This is a genomic window from Micromonospora sp. NPDC005553, assembly GCF_042871765.1.
In the GTDB taxonomy this organism is placed as follows: Bacteria; Actinomycetota; Actinomycetes; order Mycobacteriales; family Micromonosporaceae; genus Micromonospora.
In genome coordinates, this window is the sequence record NZ_JBIAJD010000002.1 from 1,063,218 (window position 1) to 1,081,824 (window position 18,607).

The 18,607-nt window shown below is 70.6% G+C and carries 16 protein-coding genes; 7 read left to right on the forward strand and 9 right to left on the reverse strand.

Translation table 11 applies throughout. The features are described from left to right. Positions 1-153: 153 nt before the first annotated feature. Both ACFYPG_RS12355 and ACFYPG_RS12360 read right to left on the reverse strand, forming a co-directional pair. Entirely contained in the window at positions 154-753 is a 600-nt protein-coding gene (locus tag ACFYPG_RS12355; RefSeq protein WP_387351790.1) for a class I SAM-dependent methyltransferase, read from the reverse strand. A gap of 172 nt (positions 754-925) precedes the next feature. After that, entirely contained in the window at positions 926-4,156 is a 3,231-nt protein-coding gene (locus tag ACFYPG_RS12360; RefSeq protein WP_387351792.1) for a S8 family serine peptidase, read from the reverse strand. Positions 4,157-4,337: 181 nt separating this feature from the next. Between ACFYPG_RS12360 and ACFYPG_RS12365 the strand changes: the two genes are divergently transcribed. Then, positions 4,338-4,838 (forward strand): sigma-70 family RNA polymerase sigma factor, encoded by a 501-nt coding sequence (locus ACFYPG_RS12365; protein WP_091396991.1) that lies wholly within the window; start codon positions 4,338-4,340, stop codon positions 4,836-4,838. Beyond that, a complete protein-coding gene (locus tag ACFYPG_RS12370; protein WP_387351794.1) occupies positions 4,831-5,526 on the forward strand; it encodes a hypothetical protein in 696 nt (231 codons plus the stop codon). The genes ACFYPG_RS12365 and ACFYPG_RS12370 overlap by 8 nt, the downstream gene beginning before the upstream one ends. A gap of 64 nt (positions 5,527-5,590) precedes the next feature. Here the strand turns inward: ACFYPG_RS12370 and ACFYPG_RS12375 are convergent, their stop codons facing one another. Beyond that, positions 5,591-6,253, reverse strand: coding sequence for a hypothetical protein (locus ACFYPG_RS12375; protein ID WP_387351796.1), 663 nt, complete (start codon positions 6,251-6,253; stop codon positions 5,591-5,593). Positions 6,254-6,593: 340 nt separating this feature from the next. On the opposite strand from ACFYPG_RS12375, the gene ACFYPG_RS12380 reads away from it, so the two are divergent. From ACFYPG_RS12380 to ACFYPG_RS12395, 4 genes are all read left to right on the forward strand, one after another. Then, positions 6,594-7,652, forward strand: coding sequence for a HupE/UreJ family protein (locus ACFYPG_RS12380; RefSeq protein WP_387351798.1), 1,059 nt, complete (start codon positions 6,594-6,596; stop codon positions 7,650-7,652). A 144-nt stretch (positions 7,653-7,796) separates the two neighbouring features. After that, positions 7,797-9,776 carry a metallophosphoesterase family protein gene (locus tag ACFYPG_RS12385; RefSeq protein WP_355004410.1) on the forward strand — a complete coding sequence of 660 codons (1,980 nt, stop codon included), beginning with the start codon at positions 7,797-7,799 and terminating at the stop codon, positions 9,774-9,776. 89 nt (positions 9,777-9,865) lie between these two features. Beyond that, positions 9,866-10,933: a WxL protein peptidoglycan domain-containing protein gene (locus ACFYPG_RS12390; protein WP_387351799.1), complete on the forward strand. Its 1,068-nt coding sequence runs from the start codon at positions 9,866-9,868 to the stop codon at positions 10,931-10,933. A gap of 166 nt (positions 10,934-11,099) precedes the next feature. Then, complete coding sequence (locus tag ACFYPG_RS12395; protein ID WP_387351801.1) at positions 11,100-12,071, forward strand: zinc-binding alcohol dehydrogenase family protein; 972 nt, start codon at positions 11,100-11,102, stop codon at positions 12,069-12,071. A 4-nt stretch (positions 12,072-12,075) separates the two neighbouring features. On the opposite strand, the gene ACFYPG_RS12400 is transcribed toward ACFYPG_RS12395, so the two are convergent. The 6 genes from ACFYPG_RS12400 to ACFYPG_RS12425 all read right to left on the reverse strand — a co-directional run bounded on the left by ACFYPG_RS12400 (position 12,076) and on the right by ACFYPG_RS12425 (position 17,473). Further along, positions 12,076-12,666 (reverse strand): HAD-IA family hydrolase, encoded by a 591-nt coding sequence (locus tag ACFYPG_RS12400; protein ID WP_355004407.1) that lies wholly within the window; start codon positions 12,664-12,666, stop codon positions 12,076-12,078. 16 nt (positions 12,667-12,682) lie between these two features. Beyond that, positions 12,683-13,939, reverse strand: a complete 1,257-nt coding sequence (locus tag ACFYPG_RS12405; RefSeq protein WP_387351803.1) for an RNA polymerase sigma factor — start codon at positions 13,937-13,939, stop codon at positions 12,683-12,685. Between the two features lie 2 nt (positions 13,940-13,941). Beyond that, positions 13,942-14,289 carry a YciI family protein gene (locus tag ACFYPG_RS12410; protein WP_355005149.1) on the reverse strand — a complete coding sequence of 116 codons (348 nt, stop codon included), beginning with the start codon at positions 14,287-14,289 and terminating at the stop codon, positions 13,942-13,944. Positions 14,290-14,375: 86 nt separating this feature from the next. Continuing rightward, positions 14,376-15,572 (reverse strand): low temperature requirement protein A, encoded by a 1,197-nt coding sequence (locus tag ACFYPG_RS12415; protein WP_387351805.1) that lies wholly within the window; start codon positions 15,570-15,572, stop codon positions 14,376-14,378. A 102-nt stretch (positions 15,573-15,674) separates the two neighbouring features. Then, positions 15,675-16,733 carry a tryptophan--tRNA ligase gene (gene trpS / locus ACFYPG_RS12420; protein WP_355004404.1) on the reverse strand — a complete coding sequence of 353 codons (1,059 nt, stop codon included), beginning with the start codon at positions 16,731-16,733 and terminating at the stop codon, positions 15,675-15,677. Between the two features lie 269 nt (positions 16,734-17,002). Beyond that, positions 17,003-17,473: a PRC-barrel domain-containing protein gene (locus ACFYPG_RS12425; RefSeq protein ID WP_387351807.1), complete on the reverse strand. Its 471-nt coding sequence runs from the start codon at positions 17,471-17,473 to the stop codon at positions 17,003-17,005. A 168-nt stretch (positions 17,474-17,641) separates the two neighbouring features. On the opposite strand from ACFYPG_RS12425, the gene ACFYPG_RS12430 reads away from it, so the two are divergent. Continuing rightward, positions 17,642-17,896 (forward strand): SCO4848 family membrane protein, encoded by a 255-nt coding sequence (locus tag ACFYPG_RS12430; protein ID WP_355004402.1) that lies wholly within the window; start codon positions 17,642-17,644, stop codon positions 17,894-17,896. Positions 17,897-18,607 lie beyond the last annotated feature (711 nt).

Here is an 18,607-nt window from a genome sequence, read left to right on the forward strand (position 1 = left end):
CGGGGGCGCCCCGGGCGGGGGGCCGGCCCGGGGGGGTCGGGCCCCCCCGCCCGCGCCCCCCTTTTTTAAACCCCACCCCCCCCCCCCCCGGGGGGGGGCCGGCCCCCCCCCCCCCCCCCCCCGGCTCATGTCAACGCTGCGATCAGCCCAGGCTCACCGGATCGGTGTGCCGGTGACACAGGTGAGCACCTGACCCTGACCACGGGTGGCGCTCGACGTGGTCGTGGCGAAACCGTGGGTTTGGAGCAGTGCTTCGGTCGCGGTGAGGTTCGCGGTGGCGTGCGCTTCGGTGGGTCGCTCACCGAAGACGTAGAGCCGTCCTCCCGGCGCCAGCAGGCTGCGTATCCGAGCGATCTGCTGCGCCGCCTCGCCCAACCAGAAGAGGCTGACGTTCACCGCGAAGATCTTGGTGAAGTGGCCGGTCGGTAGGTCGGCCGACTCGAACCCTGCTCGCCGGATCTCGGCCCTACCAGCGTCGATGTGGCCCAGGTTCCGTTCGGTCGCGAGCCGCACCATCGTCGCGGCGCGGTCGATGGCGACGATCCGTCCGGTGGTGAGTTGGCCGGCGACCAGCGAGACGGCTGCTCCCCGACCACAACCGATCTCCAGCACCTGGTCGTCGGGCGTGACGGCCATTGTCTGCACCGCCCAGCGCTGCCGACGGGCGGGCGTCACCCGACTCGGTTCGTTCGCCGCGGGCGTCGTGTCGCCGCTGGACGAACCCGGCTCGCGGGTCGACAGAGTGGACCTCACGACGTCACTCGCCGGTGCCTTCTGCTCACACCTCTGATTCCACCCTGTCAGCGGAGTCAGTGCACCGTGTCCTCGGTCACCGCGCCGGAACGACAGCCGCGACAAGCGATCAGTGCAGCTACTGAAGGTCCGGGGCGGCGGCTCCAGCCGCCACCCCGGACCGGGCAACGCGTCAGGCGATCCGGTAGGCCCGCTGGATCGTCTGGGTGACCGTGTTGCCGGCGGTGTCGGTGGCGGTCAGCCGCAGCGAGACGAAACCGGCCCGTCGTGGGTGACTGATCAGCGCGACGTTCCGGATCACCCGGAGGGCGACCCACGTCCGGCCGTCGTCGAACGACGCGGACACGCCGAGGGTGCGGTTCGGCGCTGCCTTCGAACCGGCCTGCCGGTCCAGCGCCACCGGGATCGTCATGATCCGGCCGGTCCGTGCCGTGTTGGTGTCGTCGAGCACGGGCGTCGGGCGGGCCGTGGTCAGAGGCAGGCGCTCCGGCGACGTGGTGTGCGCCGAGGTGAAGGTCCAGGCCACCGAGACCGACGTCGACAGGGTGTCCGGTGCGCCTCGGGTGGCGGTCGCCTCCAGCCGGTAGGTCGCCTTTCCGGCGGGCACCGCGAACTCGGCCCACGGGCTGTCCGAGGTGCCGATCTCCTTACCGTCGCGCAGCAGCCGGAACCGCACCGGCTGGTCGTCGCGGCTCGCGGGGCGACCGGTCGCGTCGCCGAACAGGGGCACCGACGCGATCGAGATGGTGTCGCCGTCGCGGCCCGCGTACCCCAGGGGTGACAGGGTCGGTGCCTGGGTCACGGAAGGCCCGAAGGGTGCCGCGTTCCAGGTCTGGCTGTACGTACGCCCCGACCTGAAGGTCGAATCCTGCGTCGTGAGGTTGTCCCCCTCGACGAACGTGGACGTCCAGACGATGCCGCCGTCGGTGTTGTAGTACTCGGTGCCCGTGAACGGCAGGTCGACAGGCGTGTTCGACCCGATCGGGCCCGAGCCTCCGGGAGCCGACGCGCGGTGGAAACGGGTGGCCGTCGCCGCCGTGGACTGGCTGCGGTAGGTCGTCCTGACCGTGGCGAGGTTCTTCGGTGACAGCTTCCTGGTCAGGCCGGTGAACATGTCGCCCCTGCCGACGTACGCCAGGTCGTAGGTGTAGGGGCTGTTGCGGAAGGTGCCGTCCCTGCCCGGTCGGGCGAGCCCGACGCCCAGCGTCGAGGTGAACTCGGGTGCCGCGACGGCGGGCCCGAGCCGGCCGAAGAAGACGTCGGTGAGGGAGACTCCGCTGAGTTGGACGCCCGGGTAGCGCATGCCGTCGTCCCAGTTGGCGCTCACGTTGATCGAGATCGGCGCGGCGTCCTGCTGCGGCACTGTCAACGCGACGGGCTTGGCGTTGCGGGCGTCGACCGCCTCGGTGATCGGGCCGCGTACGTCCAGGACCGGCTGCGCGAGCAGTGTCGACACGGCACCCTCGTGGATGGTGCTGTACAACGCGTACCGCCCCTTGGGCAGCCGCAGGACGCCGCCGCCCGGTGTCGCGGGGAGGGTGCTGAACTCGCCGGTGGTCAGGTTCGCCGCCACTGTCGTGTACTCGGTGGCCGGTCTGCCGTCGCGTCCGGTGTGGTTGAGCCGTACGTCGTAGCTCTCGATCTCACGGTTCAACACGAAGGGCGTCCGTACCCGCAGGTCTCCGGCGCCGGTCGCGGTCAGCGCACCCTGGTAGACGCCGTCCGGGGCGTCCACGCGGGTGTCCACCGTGATCGTCGCCTCGGCCCGGCCACCGGCCGGCACCACCAGCGTGGCCGGGCTGACGGTGAGCATGCCGGCCGGGGCCGGAGCGATGGCCAGCGTCAGGGTCACCGGTGCGGTGCCCGTGTTGCGGTAGCCGACGACCTGGGTGATCGGGCTGTCGTCGGCGTGCGGCCAGCGCTGCACCGGAAAGTCGATGGCGGCGATGTCGGTGGCGACCGGTTGGGCGACCGCACGTGCGATGTCCACCCGGCCGGCGCCCTGCTCGTAGATGGTGTCCTCGCCGGTCGGCTTGGCCGAGTCCATCAGGGCGGCCTTGAGCTGCGGCCCGGTCCAGTCCGGGTGCTGGCCGGCGAGAATCGCGGCGGTGCCGGCAACGTGCGGGGTCGCCATCGACGTACCCGACATGGTGGCGTAGTCGCCGCCGGGGGCGGCAGCCACGATGTCGACGCCCGGAGCGCTGATCTCGGGCTTGATGTGGTTGTCGCCGACGCGTGGGCCCCGGCTGGAGAAGTAGGCCCGCTGGTCGTCGGCGTCCACCGCGGCGACGGCGAGAGCGTCGTCGGCGGAGGCCGGCGAGGAGACCGACTTCGGCTTCCCCTCGTTGCCGGCCGCGACCACGAACAGGGTGCCGTACCGGTGGCTCAGCTCCTGGACGGCGGTCTCCAGCGGGTCGAGGCCGGGTGCGTCGTCGCCACCCACGCTCAGGTTGACCACCCGGGTCTGCGGCGCGAGCCACTGCATGCCGGTGATGATGTCCGAGTCCTGGCATTCGGTGGTGGCGCAGACCTTGCCGACGAGCAGCTTCGCCCCTGGCGCGACCCCGCGATACCTCCCGCCGGAGGCGGCGCCGCTACCGACGATGGTCGATGCCACGTGGGTGCCGTGGCCGACCGAGTCGCCGGGGTCGTTGCCGCCGGTGAAGTCCCGGACCTCGGCGAGGTGGCCGGCGAAGTCGGGGTGGCTGGCGTCGATCCCGGTGTCCAGCACGCCGACGGTGACGCCGGTGCCGTCGAAACCTGCCTGCCACGCGGCCGGGGCACCGATCTGCGGCACGCTGCGATCGAGGGAGACCTTGCGCTTGCCGTCCAGCCAGATGTGGGTGATTCCGGTGGTGAGGGTGCGCGCGGACGGCGTACCACTGGTCAGCGACGTCCAGAGCTTCACCCGGTCGTCAGGGTCCGCCCGGACCGCGAGCGCGTGCGCGGCCGGGAGATCGGCCCGCACACGGCCGGCACCCCCGGTGGTCGCGGTCCGTGCCCGCGCCGCCATGTTCTCGGGGTACGCGACCAGCAGCGGCAATTCGGCTGCCCGGTCGTCGTAGCCGAACTCGCCGAGCGTGCTGAGGTCGAACAGGCGTCGATCGAGCCGCCCGTCCCGCACCAGCGGCATCGCGTCCACCGGGATGACGTACTGGTGACCGTCCTCCCGGCTGCTCACGAACCGCATGCCGGCCCGACCCGGCCCGCGCTGGATCTGCGGACGCCCCGCCGTGTCCAGCGAAACCCGGTCACCGGTGATCAGGGTGAAGGTTCCGTGGGTGCCGGGGGCCGTGGCCGCCGGCGTCTCCTGCGCGTTCGCCGGTTGGGCGATCAGGCCCGCCGCAACCAGCGCGGTCGCGAGTACGCCGGCTGTCAGGGCGCGTCGTTGCCGTCGTCGCACATCGTCCTCTCCGCCACGGGCGTCTCCCGGGTCGGCACGATGACGCCTGACCAGGTCGTCAGGTTGATCACAGTGGTGTGACGCAGCCCACAATCGCGCCCCGCGCCGACGTGACCGGTCCACCCTTGCGAGTTCCATGCGGCGGTGACCAGGGGACGAGGCAGGGGAGGGCACCGGTCGGATGCGTGACGCCGAAGAGTTCGACGCCCTCTACGCGGCCTGTGCGGGTCGGGTCGTGGGTCACGTGTACGCGCTCACCGGCAACCGCGCCGAGGCCGAGGACGCCGTCGCCGAGGCGTTCATGCGGGCCTGGCAGCGGTGGGCGACGGTGCGGGAGACGGACAGTCCGGAGGCGTGGGTCCGCCGGGTGGCCTCCCGGATCGCGGTGAGCAGTTGGCGCAAGGCGTTCAACCGGGTACGCGCACACCGCCGGGCCGCTGTCGACCAGGGCGTGCCCGGACTGAACGAGGACCACGTCGCGCTGTTGCAGGCGCTGCAACGACTGAGCGCCAACGAGCGCCGGGCCGTCGTGCTGCACCACCTCAACGACCTCAGCGTCGCGGAGGTGGCAGCCGAGATGCAGGCCCCCGTCGGAACCGTGAAGACGTACCTCGCCCGTGGTCGGAGAGCGATGGCCGGGTTGCTGACCGATGCGCACCAGGAGGAGACCTCCCATGGCTGATCCGCGCGACGATCTCACCGCGATCGTGGACGAGGTCCGGCGAGTCACCACCATGCCGGGGGCACAGACGTTGCGGCACCGCAGCGACCGGCGTCGGCGGCGTCGGACGGCCGTCGGCGCAGCGGGGCTGGCCGTGGTGGCCCTCGCCGCCGGCACCGCCCTGGTGCAGGTGCGCGACACCGTCGAGACGCCCGGCGTCGGCCCGGCCACCCAGGCCGCGCCGCCAGTGGTCCCGTCCGCGACCGCCCCGGCGGGACCGCAGGAGATCCTCGGTGGCCGGCGGCAGGTCCAGATCGTGCTGCCCGGCATGCGCGGGGCCACGTTGGCGATCGACCGCGACGGCGATCAGGTTCGGGCCACCACCGAACAGGGCATCGACGATCGGGCGCTGTGGGTGCTGCGCCCCGAGGGCGACAGGTACCGGATCCTCCTGGCCGCCGGTGCCGAGGCGATCTGCATGACCGTCGTGCACGACGCCGCGCCGGGCAGCGTACGCGGGCGGGCGTGTGATGCCGCCGCCTCGGCGCAGCTCTTCCGGATCGATCAGGTGCCGGACGGCAGCTACTCGGTCTTCCAGGGCAAGCGCTACGTCCAGGTGGTCGACGGCACCAACGCCCTGGTTCCCGACCTGCCTGAGGGCCTGACCACCACGTACGAGTTCCTGGATCGCGGCCCCGCCCCGCGCTGAACCCGTCTGCGCCGACGCGGGGCGAGCGTGCACGGGGCCGGATCGGGGACGGCCAGCCCGGCCGTCAGAGCCAGACCACGAGCCCGGTCAGGTCGTTGAGGACCGCGGCCACGCCCGCCCGGATGGCCGACGCGCACCGGTCCGCGGTGAACGAGTTCGGGTCGTACGTGGAGGACATCCCCAGCCCCTCGCCCCGGAAGGACGCGCCGTCCCAGTCGACAGCCGTGACGTTGTGGGTGGGCTCGGCGAGTTCCGCGCCGACCACGAGGAACTTCTCGTCCAGGTGGTTCGGGGTGACCAGCGCGAGCCCGTCGATGAGGTCGTTGCCCGCGCTGACGATGAGGTCCGGGCCCATCTCCATCGCCTTGGCGATGCTGGGAACGGTGTCGTGCGCACTGCCGACGACGATGGTCCTCAGGTCGACGTGCTCGTCGTCGGCCCACTCCTCGACCGCCGTCACGAGGGCCTTGGTCGGGTTGTCCGCCCCGCTGGTCAGCAGGACGACCCGGTAGTCCTTCGGCGGGTGGACGTCGGCCCACGAGCCGGGCCGCGGGGTGATCGTCGCCTCCGGCGCGGGTTTCGTGGAGGGGTCGACGAACCCCGGGCCGAGAGTGCCGAGGGCGCTGGGCGCCGGACGTGGCTCGGACCAGTCGTCGCTGGAGTTGCAGGCGGAGACCAGCGCGGCGGTCGCGGCCAGCATGGCGACGGCCCGAAGCGGGGGGCGCAAGGTGATCGTCCTCCGGGTGGTGGCGGAAAGTGCGCGTACTTCTTCGTATTCCTATCTCAATTCCGTTCACCGGTGATCCGTGGGCGGTCGTTCGGGGAAGTTGTTCTCCGGCGGTTCGTCGGTGCGCGGGTTGGCGTTCACCCGCGACATGCAACGTGCACTGGCCAACCGAGGGAGTCGAATGTCAGGCCGCATCCGCCGTACCGTTATCGTCGCCGCTGTCGGATTCGCCGCAGCGGTGGTTCCGTTTCTGGGCGCCGAACCGGCGTCCGCGCACGGTTTCTCGTCGACTGTGTACGCGAAAATTGCAGCGGGAGATGAGGGTCACATTCGGACCGGTGTGGAGCTCGAATACGACCTCCTCGTCGTGTCCGCCGCGGATGCCGGCGACGACGACCCGCTCTTCCAGGCGGGAACCGCCGCGTTCGAGACGGGCGACACGGCCGCCCAGGCCGCCGCGCTGAAGGGTCACGCGCCGGCGGTTCTCCGGTACGTCTCCGACCGGTTCGCTGTGACTTCCCGGGGTGCGGACTGCCGGCCTGCCCAGGTGGGTGACGCGACGATCGGCGAGCGCGAGGGCGTGCCGTACGCCGATCTGCTGCTCGACTGGACCTGCCCGGAGCGGGTCGACGAGCACGTGGTGCGCAGCGGCCTCTTCCCGGACGGTGAGGGCTACGTCAAGGGCACGAAGACGATCGTCACGTACGAGATCGACGGCCGCTCGGGCAGTGCCGCGCTCGACGCCGCCAACCCGTCCTTCTCGACGGCGCAGACCTGGTACGAGCGGTTCGGCGAGTTCTTCCTCCTGGGCGCCGAGCATCTGCTGACCGGGATCGACCACATCCTGTTCCTGCTGGCGCTCATCGCCGGGTCCCGGCGGCTTCGGGAGATCGTGCTCGCGGCCACCAGCTTCACGCTGGCGCACTCGGTGACGTTCATGCTCGCCGCGCTCGGCCTGGTCGAGGTGCCGGCGGTGATCGTGGAGCCGATCATCGCGCTGTCGATCGCCGTCGTCGCCGGTTGGCACCTGTGGGGGATCTGGCGGCGTGGTGAGCACGCGGCTGACCTGGAGACGGCCGGGCGCGGTCACTTCAGCCTGGATCGGGCCGGCTGGATCCGCCTCGGCGTGGTGTTCTGCTTCGGCCTCGTGCACGGCCTCGGCTTCGCGGGCGCCCTGGGTATCGACGAGGCGTGGTCGTGGACCCTGTTGTGGTCGCTGCTGGTGTTCAACGTCGGCATCGAGGTCGTTCAGTTGACAATTATCGCTGTCGTCTTCCCGCTGCTGTTCGTGCTGCGCCGTCGTGCGCCGAAAGCCGGCCTCTGGGTGACCGGAGTCGTTTCTGCGGGCGTGTCCATTATGGGGTTGATCTGGTTTGTGCAGCGCGTTTCTGGATCATGAGCAGGGCTAAGTAGTTCGTGAAGTGCAGTCTTTCGCAAGATCACGTTCATGATCGGTTCATCGGACGGCGAAAGCGTGGAATTGCTTCCCCAGCGTCGGGTGAAGGCACAATCCATTTCTCTATTTGAAAAGGGAACAATGTCGATGACATTGAGCACCTCGACACGGGCCTCCGCGCTCGTGCGGCGGCGCCTGGTCGCCGGGGTCGCAGCCGGGTTCCTCGGTCTGGGCGCGGCCCTCGGCAGTGGCCTGATGGCCACCGCGAGCGCGGCCGAGTCCACCACGATCAGCAGCGTGATCCTCGGCGTCGGCGCCAACGAGACCCAGCGCATCGTGACCTGGTACTCCTCGGCCGACACCGCGCAGAAGATCCAGCTCGCCCCGACCGCCGAGATCGTCAACGGCGAGTTCCCGGCCGGCGCGGTCAGCTTCGACGCCGTCGGCGCGGCGAACACCTCCACCACCGGGTTCAACCGGCACGCCACGATCAGCAACCTGCGTGAGAAGACGGCGTACTCGTACCGGGTCGGCGCCGAGGGCAGCTGGTCCCCGACGTACGCCTTCAAGACGCAGGACTTCGAGGGCGACTACGACTTCCTCTTCTTCGGTGACCCGCAGATCGGCTCGTCCGGCGACCGGCTCAAGGACCAGGCCGGCTGGGAGGACACCCTGAAGGTCGCCACCGCGGCCAACCCGAACGCGGAACTGCTGGTCTCCGGCGGCGACCACGTCGAGTCCGCCAACGACGAGGGTCAGTGGACCTCGTTCATGGCCCCCGACCAGCTGCGTCAGTACCCCGTGGTCGCCACCATCGGTAACCACGACGTCGGCGGCAAGTCCTACGAGCAGCACCACTTCACCCCGAACACCGACCGCACGGCCCCGTACTACGACAACGGGAACCCGGCGGGCACCAAGTCCGGTGGTGACTACTGGTTCGTCTACAAGGACGTGCTGTTCATCGACATCAACAGCAACAGCTACAAGCTGCCGACCGACGGCAGCAACGCCGGCGACGCCGCGCACGTCTCGTACATCACCGACGTGGTGAACAAGCACGGCTCCGAGGCCAAGTGGAAGGTGCTGGTCTACCACCACTCCATCTACTCGCCGGCCAGCCACGCGACGGACACCGACAACAAGCAGCGCCGGGAAGACTTCACCACGGCCTTCTCGAACCTCGGCATCGACATGGTGCTCCAGGGTCACGACCACAGCTACTCGCGCAGCTACTCCATCAAGAACGGCCAGAAGGAGAACCCGGCCGAGAAGCCGGGTGCCGCCGATGTCTTCCCCGGCCCGGGCGGCGTCATCTACGTGACCGCCAACTCGGCCTCCGGCTCGAAGTACTACGACATCAAGAAGCCGGACGCCACCGGCACCGGCATCAAGGGCAACGGTCCGGACCCGCTGGACCCGGACAAGTACTGGTACAACTCGGTGCAGAACCAGGAGCACGTCCGCAGCTACGTCAAGGTGCAGGTGCGCGGCGACAAGCTGGTCCTGGCGAACGTGCGCAGCGGCACCTGCGCGGCACCGAACGCGTCGGTCGAGGCCGGCCTCTCCTGCGTCAACACCCCCGAGGGTCAGCCGGTCGGCTCGATCGTCGACAACGTGACGGTGCACCCGTTCCACGGTGACGGTCAGGCCATCCAGGTCAACGTGCCGAACCCGGCCCCGGGCGAGTTCGGCTGGACGATCGACGGCTACAACGGTCTGGTCGACCTGGGCACCGCGCAGGAGCGCAACGGCACCTACTTCCAGGCCAACGGCAAGATCAACCCGATCCTCGTGTCGGACAGCCGCCGGTCGCTCGCCCCGTGGTCGATCTCGGCCAACGTCGGCGACTTCTCCGACGCCGACAAGAAGTTCTCCGGCTCCTACCTCGGCTGGAACCCGTACGTGCTCGACGCCGGCGCGGGTGCCGAGGCCGGTGCCCCGGTCCTGTCGTCGCTCGACGACCAGGGCAAGGGCCTCTCGGTCTCCAGCGCGCTCGCCGCGGCCGCGCAGGGTCACCCGCGTGGCGGCGCCAAGCTCGGCGCTGACCTGGATCTGAAGATCCCGGACAGCATCGCGAAGGGCAGCTACCGCACCACCCTCACGATCACTGCGCTGAGCAGCTGACCGAACGGATCCATGCGGCGGGGTAGGCACCTTCGGGGCCTACCCCGCCACCCATTGCACCCCTCCCAAGATCACCTCAAGGAACTGACATGTACCCGCCCGTAACGCGCTGGAAGACACGCCTCCGTACGACAGCACTGTCCCTGTTCGCCGTCGTCGCGGCCGTCGGTGTCGGTGCCGGTCCCGCCCTGGCGGCGGACGGTAACGTCGCCTGGACGGTCCGGACGGCCTCCAACGGCTACGGCGAGGCCAGGTCCAGCTACAGCTACAACGTCAACCCGGGCGGTGCCGTCGAGGACGCCATGGTCGTGGCCAACCGCGGCCCGGCGCCGCTCACCCTCACCGTGTACGCGGCCGACGGCTTCACCACCGACGCCGGCCAGCTCGACCTGCTCACCAGGGACAAGAAGTCGATCGCGATCGGCGCCTGGGTGAAGCCGAACGCCGGCAGCGTCGTGATCCAGCCCGGAAAGACCGCCCAGGTCCCCTTCACTGTCGACGTTCCGCAGAACGCCACGCCCGGGGACTACGTCGGCGGCATCCTCACCACGCTGACCCAGGCCGACCAGGCTGAGGGGATCAACGTCGACCGGCGCCTCGGCATCCGGATCAAGTTGCGGGTGGGCGGCGAGCTGAAGCCGAACCTCGCGATCGAGAACCTCCAGGTCACGTACGCCGGACCGACCAACCCGTTCAGCAAGGGTGACGCCACCATCACCTACCAGGTCCACAACGTCGGCAACGCGGCCCTGTCCGGGAAGCAGTCGGTGGCCGTCTCGGGCCCGTTCGGCCTGCTGCGGGTACGGGCCGAGGATGTCGCCGCGCCGCCGGAGCTGCTTCCGGGTGAGAGCTGGGACGTGTCGGTGCCCGTACACGGGGTGGCTCCCGCCATCTCGCTGGCCGCTACAGCGACAGTGACACCCCTGCTCACCGACGCCTCGGGCTCCACCACCTCGCTCAAGCCGGTCCAGGTCACCGCGCACGGCTGGGCCCTGCCCTGGATGCTGTTGCTGGTGCTCGTCGTGCTGATCGCCGTGCTCGTCGGGGCGTACCTCTACCGACGCCGCAACCGGGCGCAGAGCAAGGCGCGCGAGGACGCCCGCGTACGCGACGCCGTCGAGCAGGCGCTTCGGGGCCCGGAGCCGCAGACTTCCTGATCACGGCACCGGTCACCTCGGCTGGCGTCGGCCGGCGGCGGTTCTCGCCCGCTGGGCCAGGGCGTGGGCGTTCGTCCTTGTGGGTGAACGGCGCTCAGCTCCGGGCCACGCCTGTTCTCCAGCCGGCATGCTGCGACGGTGACGCCGGCACGGAGAGGGAATCCACATGGTTGACGGGGATCTGCCAGAGCGGATGCAGGCAGCGGCCTTCGACGAGTTCGGCGGGCCGGAGGTGATCACCCTGCGGAAGCTGCCAATCCCGCAGGTCGCCGACGACGAGGTGCTGATCAAGGTCTTGAGCGCCGGTGTCGGGGTGTGGGACGCGTACGAGCGGCAGGGCATGCTGGTGCCGGAGGGCTCGGCGCTCCCGATCGTGCCCGGCTCCGACGGCGCCGGAACCGTCGTCGCGGCCGGCAGCAAGGTGACCGGCCTGGCTGTCGGTGATCTGGTCTACGTCTCCGCCACCACGCGGCCGAAGGGCGGCCTCTACGCCGAGTACGCGTCGGTCAAGGCGGAGTACGTGGCGAAGGTGCCCGATGGTGTGCCCGCCCAGCACGCGGGTGCCATGCCCACCGACGCGCTGACCGCGCTGGCCGGGCTCGACGCGATCAGCCTGTCGGCCGGTGCCTGGCTGCTGATCTTCGGTGCGAGCGGCGGTCAGGGCCACCTGGCCGTGCAGTTGGCAAAGCGGCAGGGGCTGAACGTGATCGCGGTGGCGTCCGGGGCGGACGGCGTCGCGCTGGTCACCCGGCTCGGCGCCGACGTGTCCCTCGACGGCCACGGCGACATGACCGACGTGCTGGCCCGGATCCGGGACGCGGCGCCGGGCGGCGTGAACGCCATCCTGGCGATGGCCGGCGGCGCGACGCTGGACCAGCTCACCGAGGCGCTGGCCGACGGCGGGGTGGTCGCGTTCGCCCACGGGGTGCGGCCGGAGCCGCAGGAACGGCCGGGCGTCATGGTCCGCGCGTACGACGGCGAATCGAGCCCTCGACAGTTGCAACGCCTCAACGAACTCATCGAGGCGGGGCCGTTCGTGGTGCACGTCGCGGAGAAGTTCCCGCTGGGCAAGGTGCGCGACGCGCACCAGCGCCTACAGACGTCGTACGCCGGCAAGCTCCTGCTGACGGTGGCCTGAGACGTCAGGGCGTGCGCTGTTGCGGCACGCGTACCGACGCCATGCCGGCCGCCGTCGCGGCCTGGATGCCCAGGTCGGTGTCCTCGAAGACCAGGCAGGACTCCGGGGGTACGCCGAGCTGCTCCGCCGCGAGCAGGAACGCCTCCGGGTCGGGCTTGGCCCGGGTGTAGTCGTCGGCGCAGACCAGCACGTCGAACCGGTCCAGCAGACCGAGCGCGTCCAGGGAGGCGGTGACCGACGCGCGGGTGCTGCCGGAGACGACGGCGAACGGGACCCGCCGGTGCGCGTCGTGGATGTGCGCCAGCACCTCGGGCACGGCGGCGAGCTGCGGCAGCAACTCCTGGTAGTAGCTCTCCCGGCGCTCGACGACGGCCTCCACCGGCATGGTGAGACCCTGCTGCTCGTTCAGGGCGACGATGATGTCGGCGGTGGGCCGCCCACCCCAGGCGTAGAAGAGGTCCTCGGGGAACTCGCAGCCCCACTCCTCAAGGGCCCGCTGCCAGGCCAGGTAGTGCAGCGGCATCGAGTCGACGATGGTGCCGTCGCAGTCGAACAGGTACGCGGCGAACGGCCCGGGGGGCAGCGGCAGACTCACCCGGGAAGGGTACAGCTCACTCGTTCGTGACGGCTCTCAGCTGGCTGAGCAGGTACGCACGCTCCGGTTCGGTGCCGACCAGCGTCAACGCGCTGCGGTACGCGGCCGCGGCCTCGTCGTACCGGCCGAGCCGGCGCAGCAGGTCGGCCCGCGCCGCCGGATAGGGGTGGTAGCCGCGCAGCCGAGGCTCGTCGGCCAACTCGTCGAGCAGCGCGAGCCCCGCCGCCGGCCCGTCCCGCATGGCGACCGCGGCGGCCCGGTTGAGCGCCACGATCGGTGAGGGCACCAGGCCGAGCAACACGTCGTAGAGGGCCACCACCTGCGGCCAGTCGGTGCTGGCCACGTCGGCGGCCTCGTCGTGCAGCGCGGCGATGGCGGCCTGCACGCCGTACGGGCCGGGCGCTCGGCCGGTCAGCGCGACCACCACCAGGCCCCGCCCCTCCTCGATCATCTGACCGTCCCAGCGTCCACGGTCCTGGTCGTCGAGAAGGATCATGGTGCCGTCCGGTCCGGTACGCGCGTCCCGGCGGGCGTGGACCAGCAGCATCAGACCGAGCAGCCCGGCGACCTCCCGCTCGGCCGGCAGCAGCCGACGCAGGATCCGGCCCAGCCGGATGGCCTCCTCGGCCAGGTCGATCCGTTGCAGATCCGGGCCGGAGCTGGCCGCGTACCCCTCGGTGAAGACCGAGTAGACGGCCTGGAGCACGGTGGGCAGACGACCGGGCAGCTCGTCGGGCCCCGGCACCCGGAACGGGATGCGCGCGTCGCGGATCTTCCGTTTGGCGCGGACGAGTCGCTGGGCCATGGTGGCCGGCGGCACCAGGAAGGCCCGCGCGACCTCGGTGGTCGTGAGGCCGGCCAGGAACCGCAGGGTGAGCGCGCCCCGATCCTGCGCGGCCAGCGCCGGGTGCGCACAGGTGAAGAAGAGCGCCAAGCGGTCGTCGGGCAGGTCGCGGTCCGCGTCGGCGGGCGGCGCGGGATCGGCCCGTTCGGCCTCCGCCTGCAGTACGGCGAGCCGGGTCGCCAACACCCGGTCGCGACGCAGCCGGTCCACTGCCCGACGCCGAGCCGTGGTGAGCAGCCAGGCGCCCGGCCGGCTCGGGACGCCGTCGGTCGGCCAGTGCGTCAGCGCCGCCTCGATGGCCTCGGAGGTGACCTCCTCGGCCAGGTCGAGGTCACCGAAGCGGCGCACGAGCGAGGCGAGCAGCCGGCCGCGTTCCTCCCGGAACACCGCCTCCACCGACGACCCGACGGCTGCCCCCTCACCCGGCACTGTCACACCTGCATGTCGATCTCGAAGATCGGACGGACCTGGACCGAGCCGGTGCCGACGGCTCCGGGGCTGCGGGCCGCCCACTCCAGCGCGGCGTCGAGGTCCGGCACGTCGATGACGTCGTACCCGCCGAGCAGCTCCCGGGTCTCGGCGAACGGCCCGTCGGTGATCGTGCGCTCGCCGTCCGGGTTGACCTGCACGGTGGTGCAGGTGGTCAGGTCCTGCAGGGGATGCCCGGAGACCCAGACCCCGGCGTCCTTCATCTCCCGGTCGTAGCGGATCCAGTCCTCGAAGCTGCACCCGTTGTCGACGACCTCCCCGTCAACCATGGGGCTCATGAACAGCAGCATGTACTTCACGTTTCGGCTCCTCTCGGTGCGGCGGGTCGCCGTACAGCATGACGACGAACGCGGGACGGGGATATCGACACGGCGCATCAGCTTTTTCCTGGGCGTTCGTCGCGTCGGTCCATTCGTCGCTCGAACCAGGTCACCCCGATCAGGAGAGCGGTCAGCAGGGTGAGCGCCACCAGTGGCGGCAGGGACCGGCCGATCGGCAGCAGGGCCAGCGGCAGCAGCGCGGCGACGACCTGCGGCGGGTACACCACGCCGACGGTCAGCCGGCGGAAGGCCAACCTGCTGAGCAGGTAGAGGGCGGCACCGCCGTAGAGCGCGGTCGCGGCCTCCCAGCCGAGCCGGCCGGGGTGCGCGGACTCCTCGGTGAGCTGGGCGATCACCTCCTCGATACCGAGCGCGACGTAGATGGCGCCGATGATCAGCGTGGAGTGCCCGAGGCCGTACGCGTCGCCGGCGACGCGGGCCCGTCGCTCATCCGGCACGGTGCCGACCGCCTCTCGGGCGGCGGACGCCAGCCGATCGAAGTAGAGCCACCACAGGCAGACCGTGCTGGTGAGGCCGAGCAGAGCGGCCAGTAGGGCGGGGCCGACCGGTGCCATCGCCCTCGGGCCTGCGCCGGCGGAGATCAGGGACTCACCCAGCGCGATGATGAGCACCAGGCCGAACCGCTCGCTGAAGTGGTCCACGCTGCGCAGTTGCCACGGCCGGAAGGTGGACGCGATCCGGGCGCCGCCGATGTTCAGCAGAAACGCGACCGTCCAGAGCGCCGTCTGGGCCGCACCGCCGAGCAGGGCACCGATGATCAGCGGCACCCAGCCCAGCACCACCGGCACTGTGAAGAACCGCAGCGTCGAGCGCAGTGGCGGGTTCGTCGCGCTCGCCCAGAACAGGATCACGAGCTGCACGGCCCGGCCGACCACGTAGGCCAGGGCGAGAGTCAGCGGCGCGTCGAACAGTTTCGGGCTCTGCTGCCAGGCGTCCGGCAACACCAGCGCGGCCACGAAGATCGCCGCCATCGCGACCAGGGTGACCGCGCGGACCGGGCCGACGTCCGGCCGGACCAGGTTTCCCACCCAGATGTACGGCGACCAGGAGTACAGCAGCAGGAGCAGGAGGAGCAGCCCCTGGGCCAGGGTGAGCGCGCCCGGGGAACCCGCCATGAACGTGATGACCCGGGTGAGCGCGAAGACGAAGACCAGGTCGAAGAAGATCTCGAACATCGTGGTCCGGTGCGTCAGCCCCGCCGGCACCGGACGAATGTCGAAAATCCTCCTCACCCTCGCATTCTGCGCCCTGGACCTGGCTGGCGGCCCGATCCGCTGAGACCCCGATGGTGTCGCAGCGGACCCGGCGCACGCCGCCTACCGGACGCCCCGGTCTCAGGTCGAGGCGTCCGTCCGACGTCGGCTCCGCTCAGCCCGCCGCCGCACCTGCTGGTACGCGCCGGTCAGCCCCATCGCCCGGCGTACCTCGAGCACCGTCTGGCGTACCTCCTGGCGGGTCCGTTCCGTACCCTCCACGATCAGTCGGTCGACCAGGCCCCGGTCGGCTTCGATCTCGGCCCGCCGCTGCCGGATCGGCGCCAGGAACCCCTCCAGCGCGACGATCAGCCGTTCCTTGACCTCCACGTCGCCCACCCGCCCGGCCCGGTAACGCCGGGCCAGGTCGGCCACCTCGTCGCGGTCCGGATTGAAAACCTCGTGGTACGCGAAGACCGGGTTCCCCTCCACAGTGCCCGGCACGTCGGCCCGCACCCGGTTCGGGTCGGTGTACATGCCGAGCACCTTGCGACGCACAGTCGCCGCGTCGTCGGAGAGCGCGATCGAGTTGCCCCGGCTCTTGCTCATCTTGGCGGCGCCATCGGTCCCCACCAGGCTCGGTGTGTCCGCCGGGATCAACTCCGGCACCGGGAAGACGGGGCCGTACAGGTGGTTGAACCGCCGAGCGATCTCCCTGGTCACCTCGACGTGTGCGGCGTTGTCCCGGCCGACCGGAACCACCTCCCCCTTCACGCAGAGGATGTCCGCGGCCTGGAGCACCGGATAACCCAGCAGCCCGTACGGCATCTCCTCCTTGCCGGCGTCGCGGGCCATGTCCTTGAGCGAGGGCACCCGTTCCAGCCGGGGGACTGTCACCAGGTTCTGGAGGAGGGTGTTGAGGTCGCCGACCTCGGGGATGGCCGACTGGAGGTAGAAGGTGGCCCGGTCCGGGTCGACGCCGGCGGCGAGGATGTCGGTCACCATCTCGCGGGCGTTGCCGGCGACCTGGTCGATGTCCTCGCGGCGGTTGCGGGTGGTGAGCATGTGCAGGTCGGCGATGATGAAGAAGCTCTCGTAGCGCCGGTGCAGCCGTACCCGGTTGGCGATGCTGCCGACGTAGTGCCCGAGGTGCAGACGGCCGGTGGGCCGGTCCCCGGTGAGCATTCGTGCGACGGACATGGTGGTGCCTCTCGTATCCGAAGGTGGGTCACGCGTGGGCGCGCGCCGAGCAGGGCTGGCTCAGCCCTGCTCGGTCAGCGGGATCGACTCAGCGAGTCGCCCGCCATCGCGCGCCGGCGCGAAACCGCAGACCACCGGCACGGAGGACGTTCAGAAGTTGCTCACGGCCATCACCGGAGCTGGGCGGGACCTCGGACACGGCACCGAGGGAGCGGCCGTCGACCAGGTCGACCGCCTCGGATGCGCAGTTGCCCGTCCGGACCACGGCCTCAGATTACCCGCGGGATGGCGCCGGGAGGCGGAAGGTAGCTGTCGGCGTAGTAGGCGCCGACGCGTTCCCGGTACTCCTGGTCGGCCGCTGCCGGATCGAACGGTGGCGCGTCCTTGATCTGCTGGCGGGTCCGGTCGACGTGCACGACGCGCTCCTGGTGATCCACCCGGTCGACCGTTCCGGCCGGCAGCAACACCTTCTGGCCGAAGATCCACGGCCCGGTGTCCACCACCAGGTGCCCGGCGTCCGCCTCGTCGCTCGTCTCGTCGATGGTGCCGATGCGCCCGTCGCTCGCCTGCACCTGATAACCCACCAGGTCGACGGGCGTACCCGGGCCGGGGGCGTCCGGGCCGTCGTGTCCACCCTCCTGACCCTCCGGAGGGGTGACCGAGGGGGTGGTCTGCGTGTACCCGCCGGCCAGGGCGGACGGATCACGCCAGGCCCAGGGGTTGAAGATCGAGGTTTGCATGGGGCACCTCCGAAGGACGGTCCTCAGCTGTCCCCCTTCGCAGTGCCCATCCCGCTGACGCCGGAAACAGCGGGCACTCGACGCGGGGGTGCTCCTGCCCGCGTGCGGCAGAGCGCCGCGTCCGCGTCGCCGGCCCGGTGAGCAGGTGCGCTGGCATACTCGGCTGCCATGGTGCTGTCGCGAGGGTGGAGTCTCTTCCTGGTCGGAGTCGGCGTCTGGACCTGGGTGATCTGGCCGAGGTTCGCGGTGGCCATCTGGCAGGACCCGCGGTCCTGGGCGTCCGGCACGGTGGCCGAGGGTGCGGCCACCAGCTTCCTGTGGGTGCACGCGCTGCTGATCGCTGCGTCCCTGGCGATCGGCACCACCGCCGGTGTTCTCGGCGTCCGGGCCTGGCTCGCCGCTCGGCGGCGGCAGCCGTCCTGATCGCCGCTTCCCGGCGGCCGTCCTGATCGCCGCCGCTCCTGCGGATCAGGCCGCGCGAGCCCCCCACTACGGATGGTCGCCGAGCCCCGGTTTCTGCGGAACGGGCCTGACCTGGGGAAACTCCTCAGACGAACGAATGTGACGCGCGCCGCTACCCGTGGATTTGACGATCAAACCCGCAGACGCGTAACTTTCTCTCTGCCAGCGCGGAACGGGGCAAACGGGACGAAAGTCCTAGAGCGCCGAAACGGGATGGCAAGCCGGGTCAAGCAGGGGTTCGCTCCTGGGAGACGCGGTCCGGGCGGGGCTCGCCGGATCGGCCGCGAGGCGGATTTGGTGCGGCGAAGCCGACCGGGTAAGGTTCACGACCGGCAGGGAACCGGGCGAGACTGCGGGAAACCGCAGCGGCCGGTCTGCCGAATCCGACGACCTGACGCAGCGGTTCGCTGCTGCGTGAGTGCGCCGGCGCTGATCCGTACGAAGCATGACAGACCGGGACACACGGTTTGACACGGCGAAGACGGTGAGGTAACGTAGTAAAAGTGCCCGGCGCGAGAGCGACGGGGACGCGGTACGAAAAGCCCCGGTTGGGGTTCCACTGAGGTGGGGCTTCTGGTCGGTGTGTGGTTGTTCTTTGAGAACTCAACAGGGTGCTTGTAAAGCCAGTGCCAATTATGATTTATACCCCGGACTGGTCAGTTTTTGCTGGCT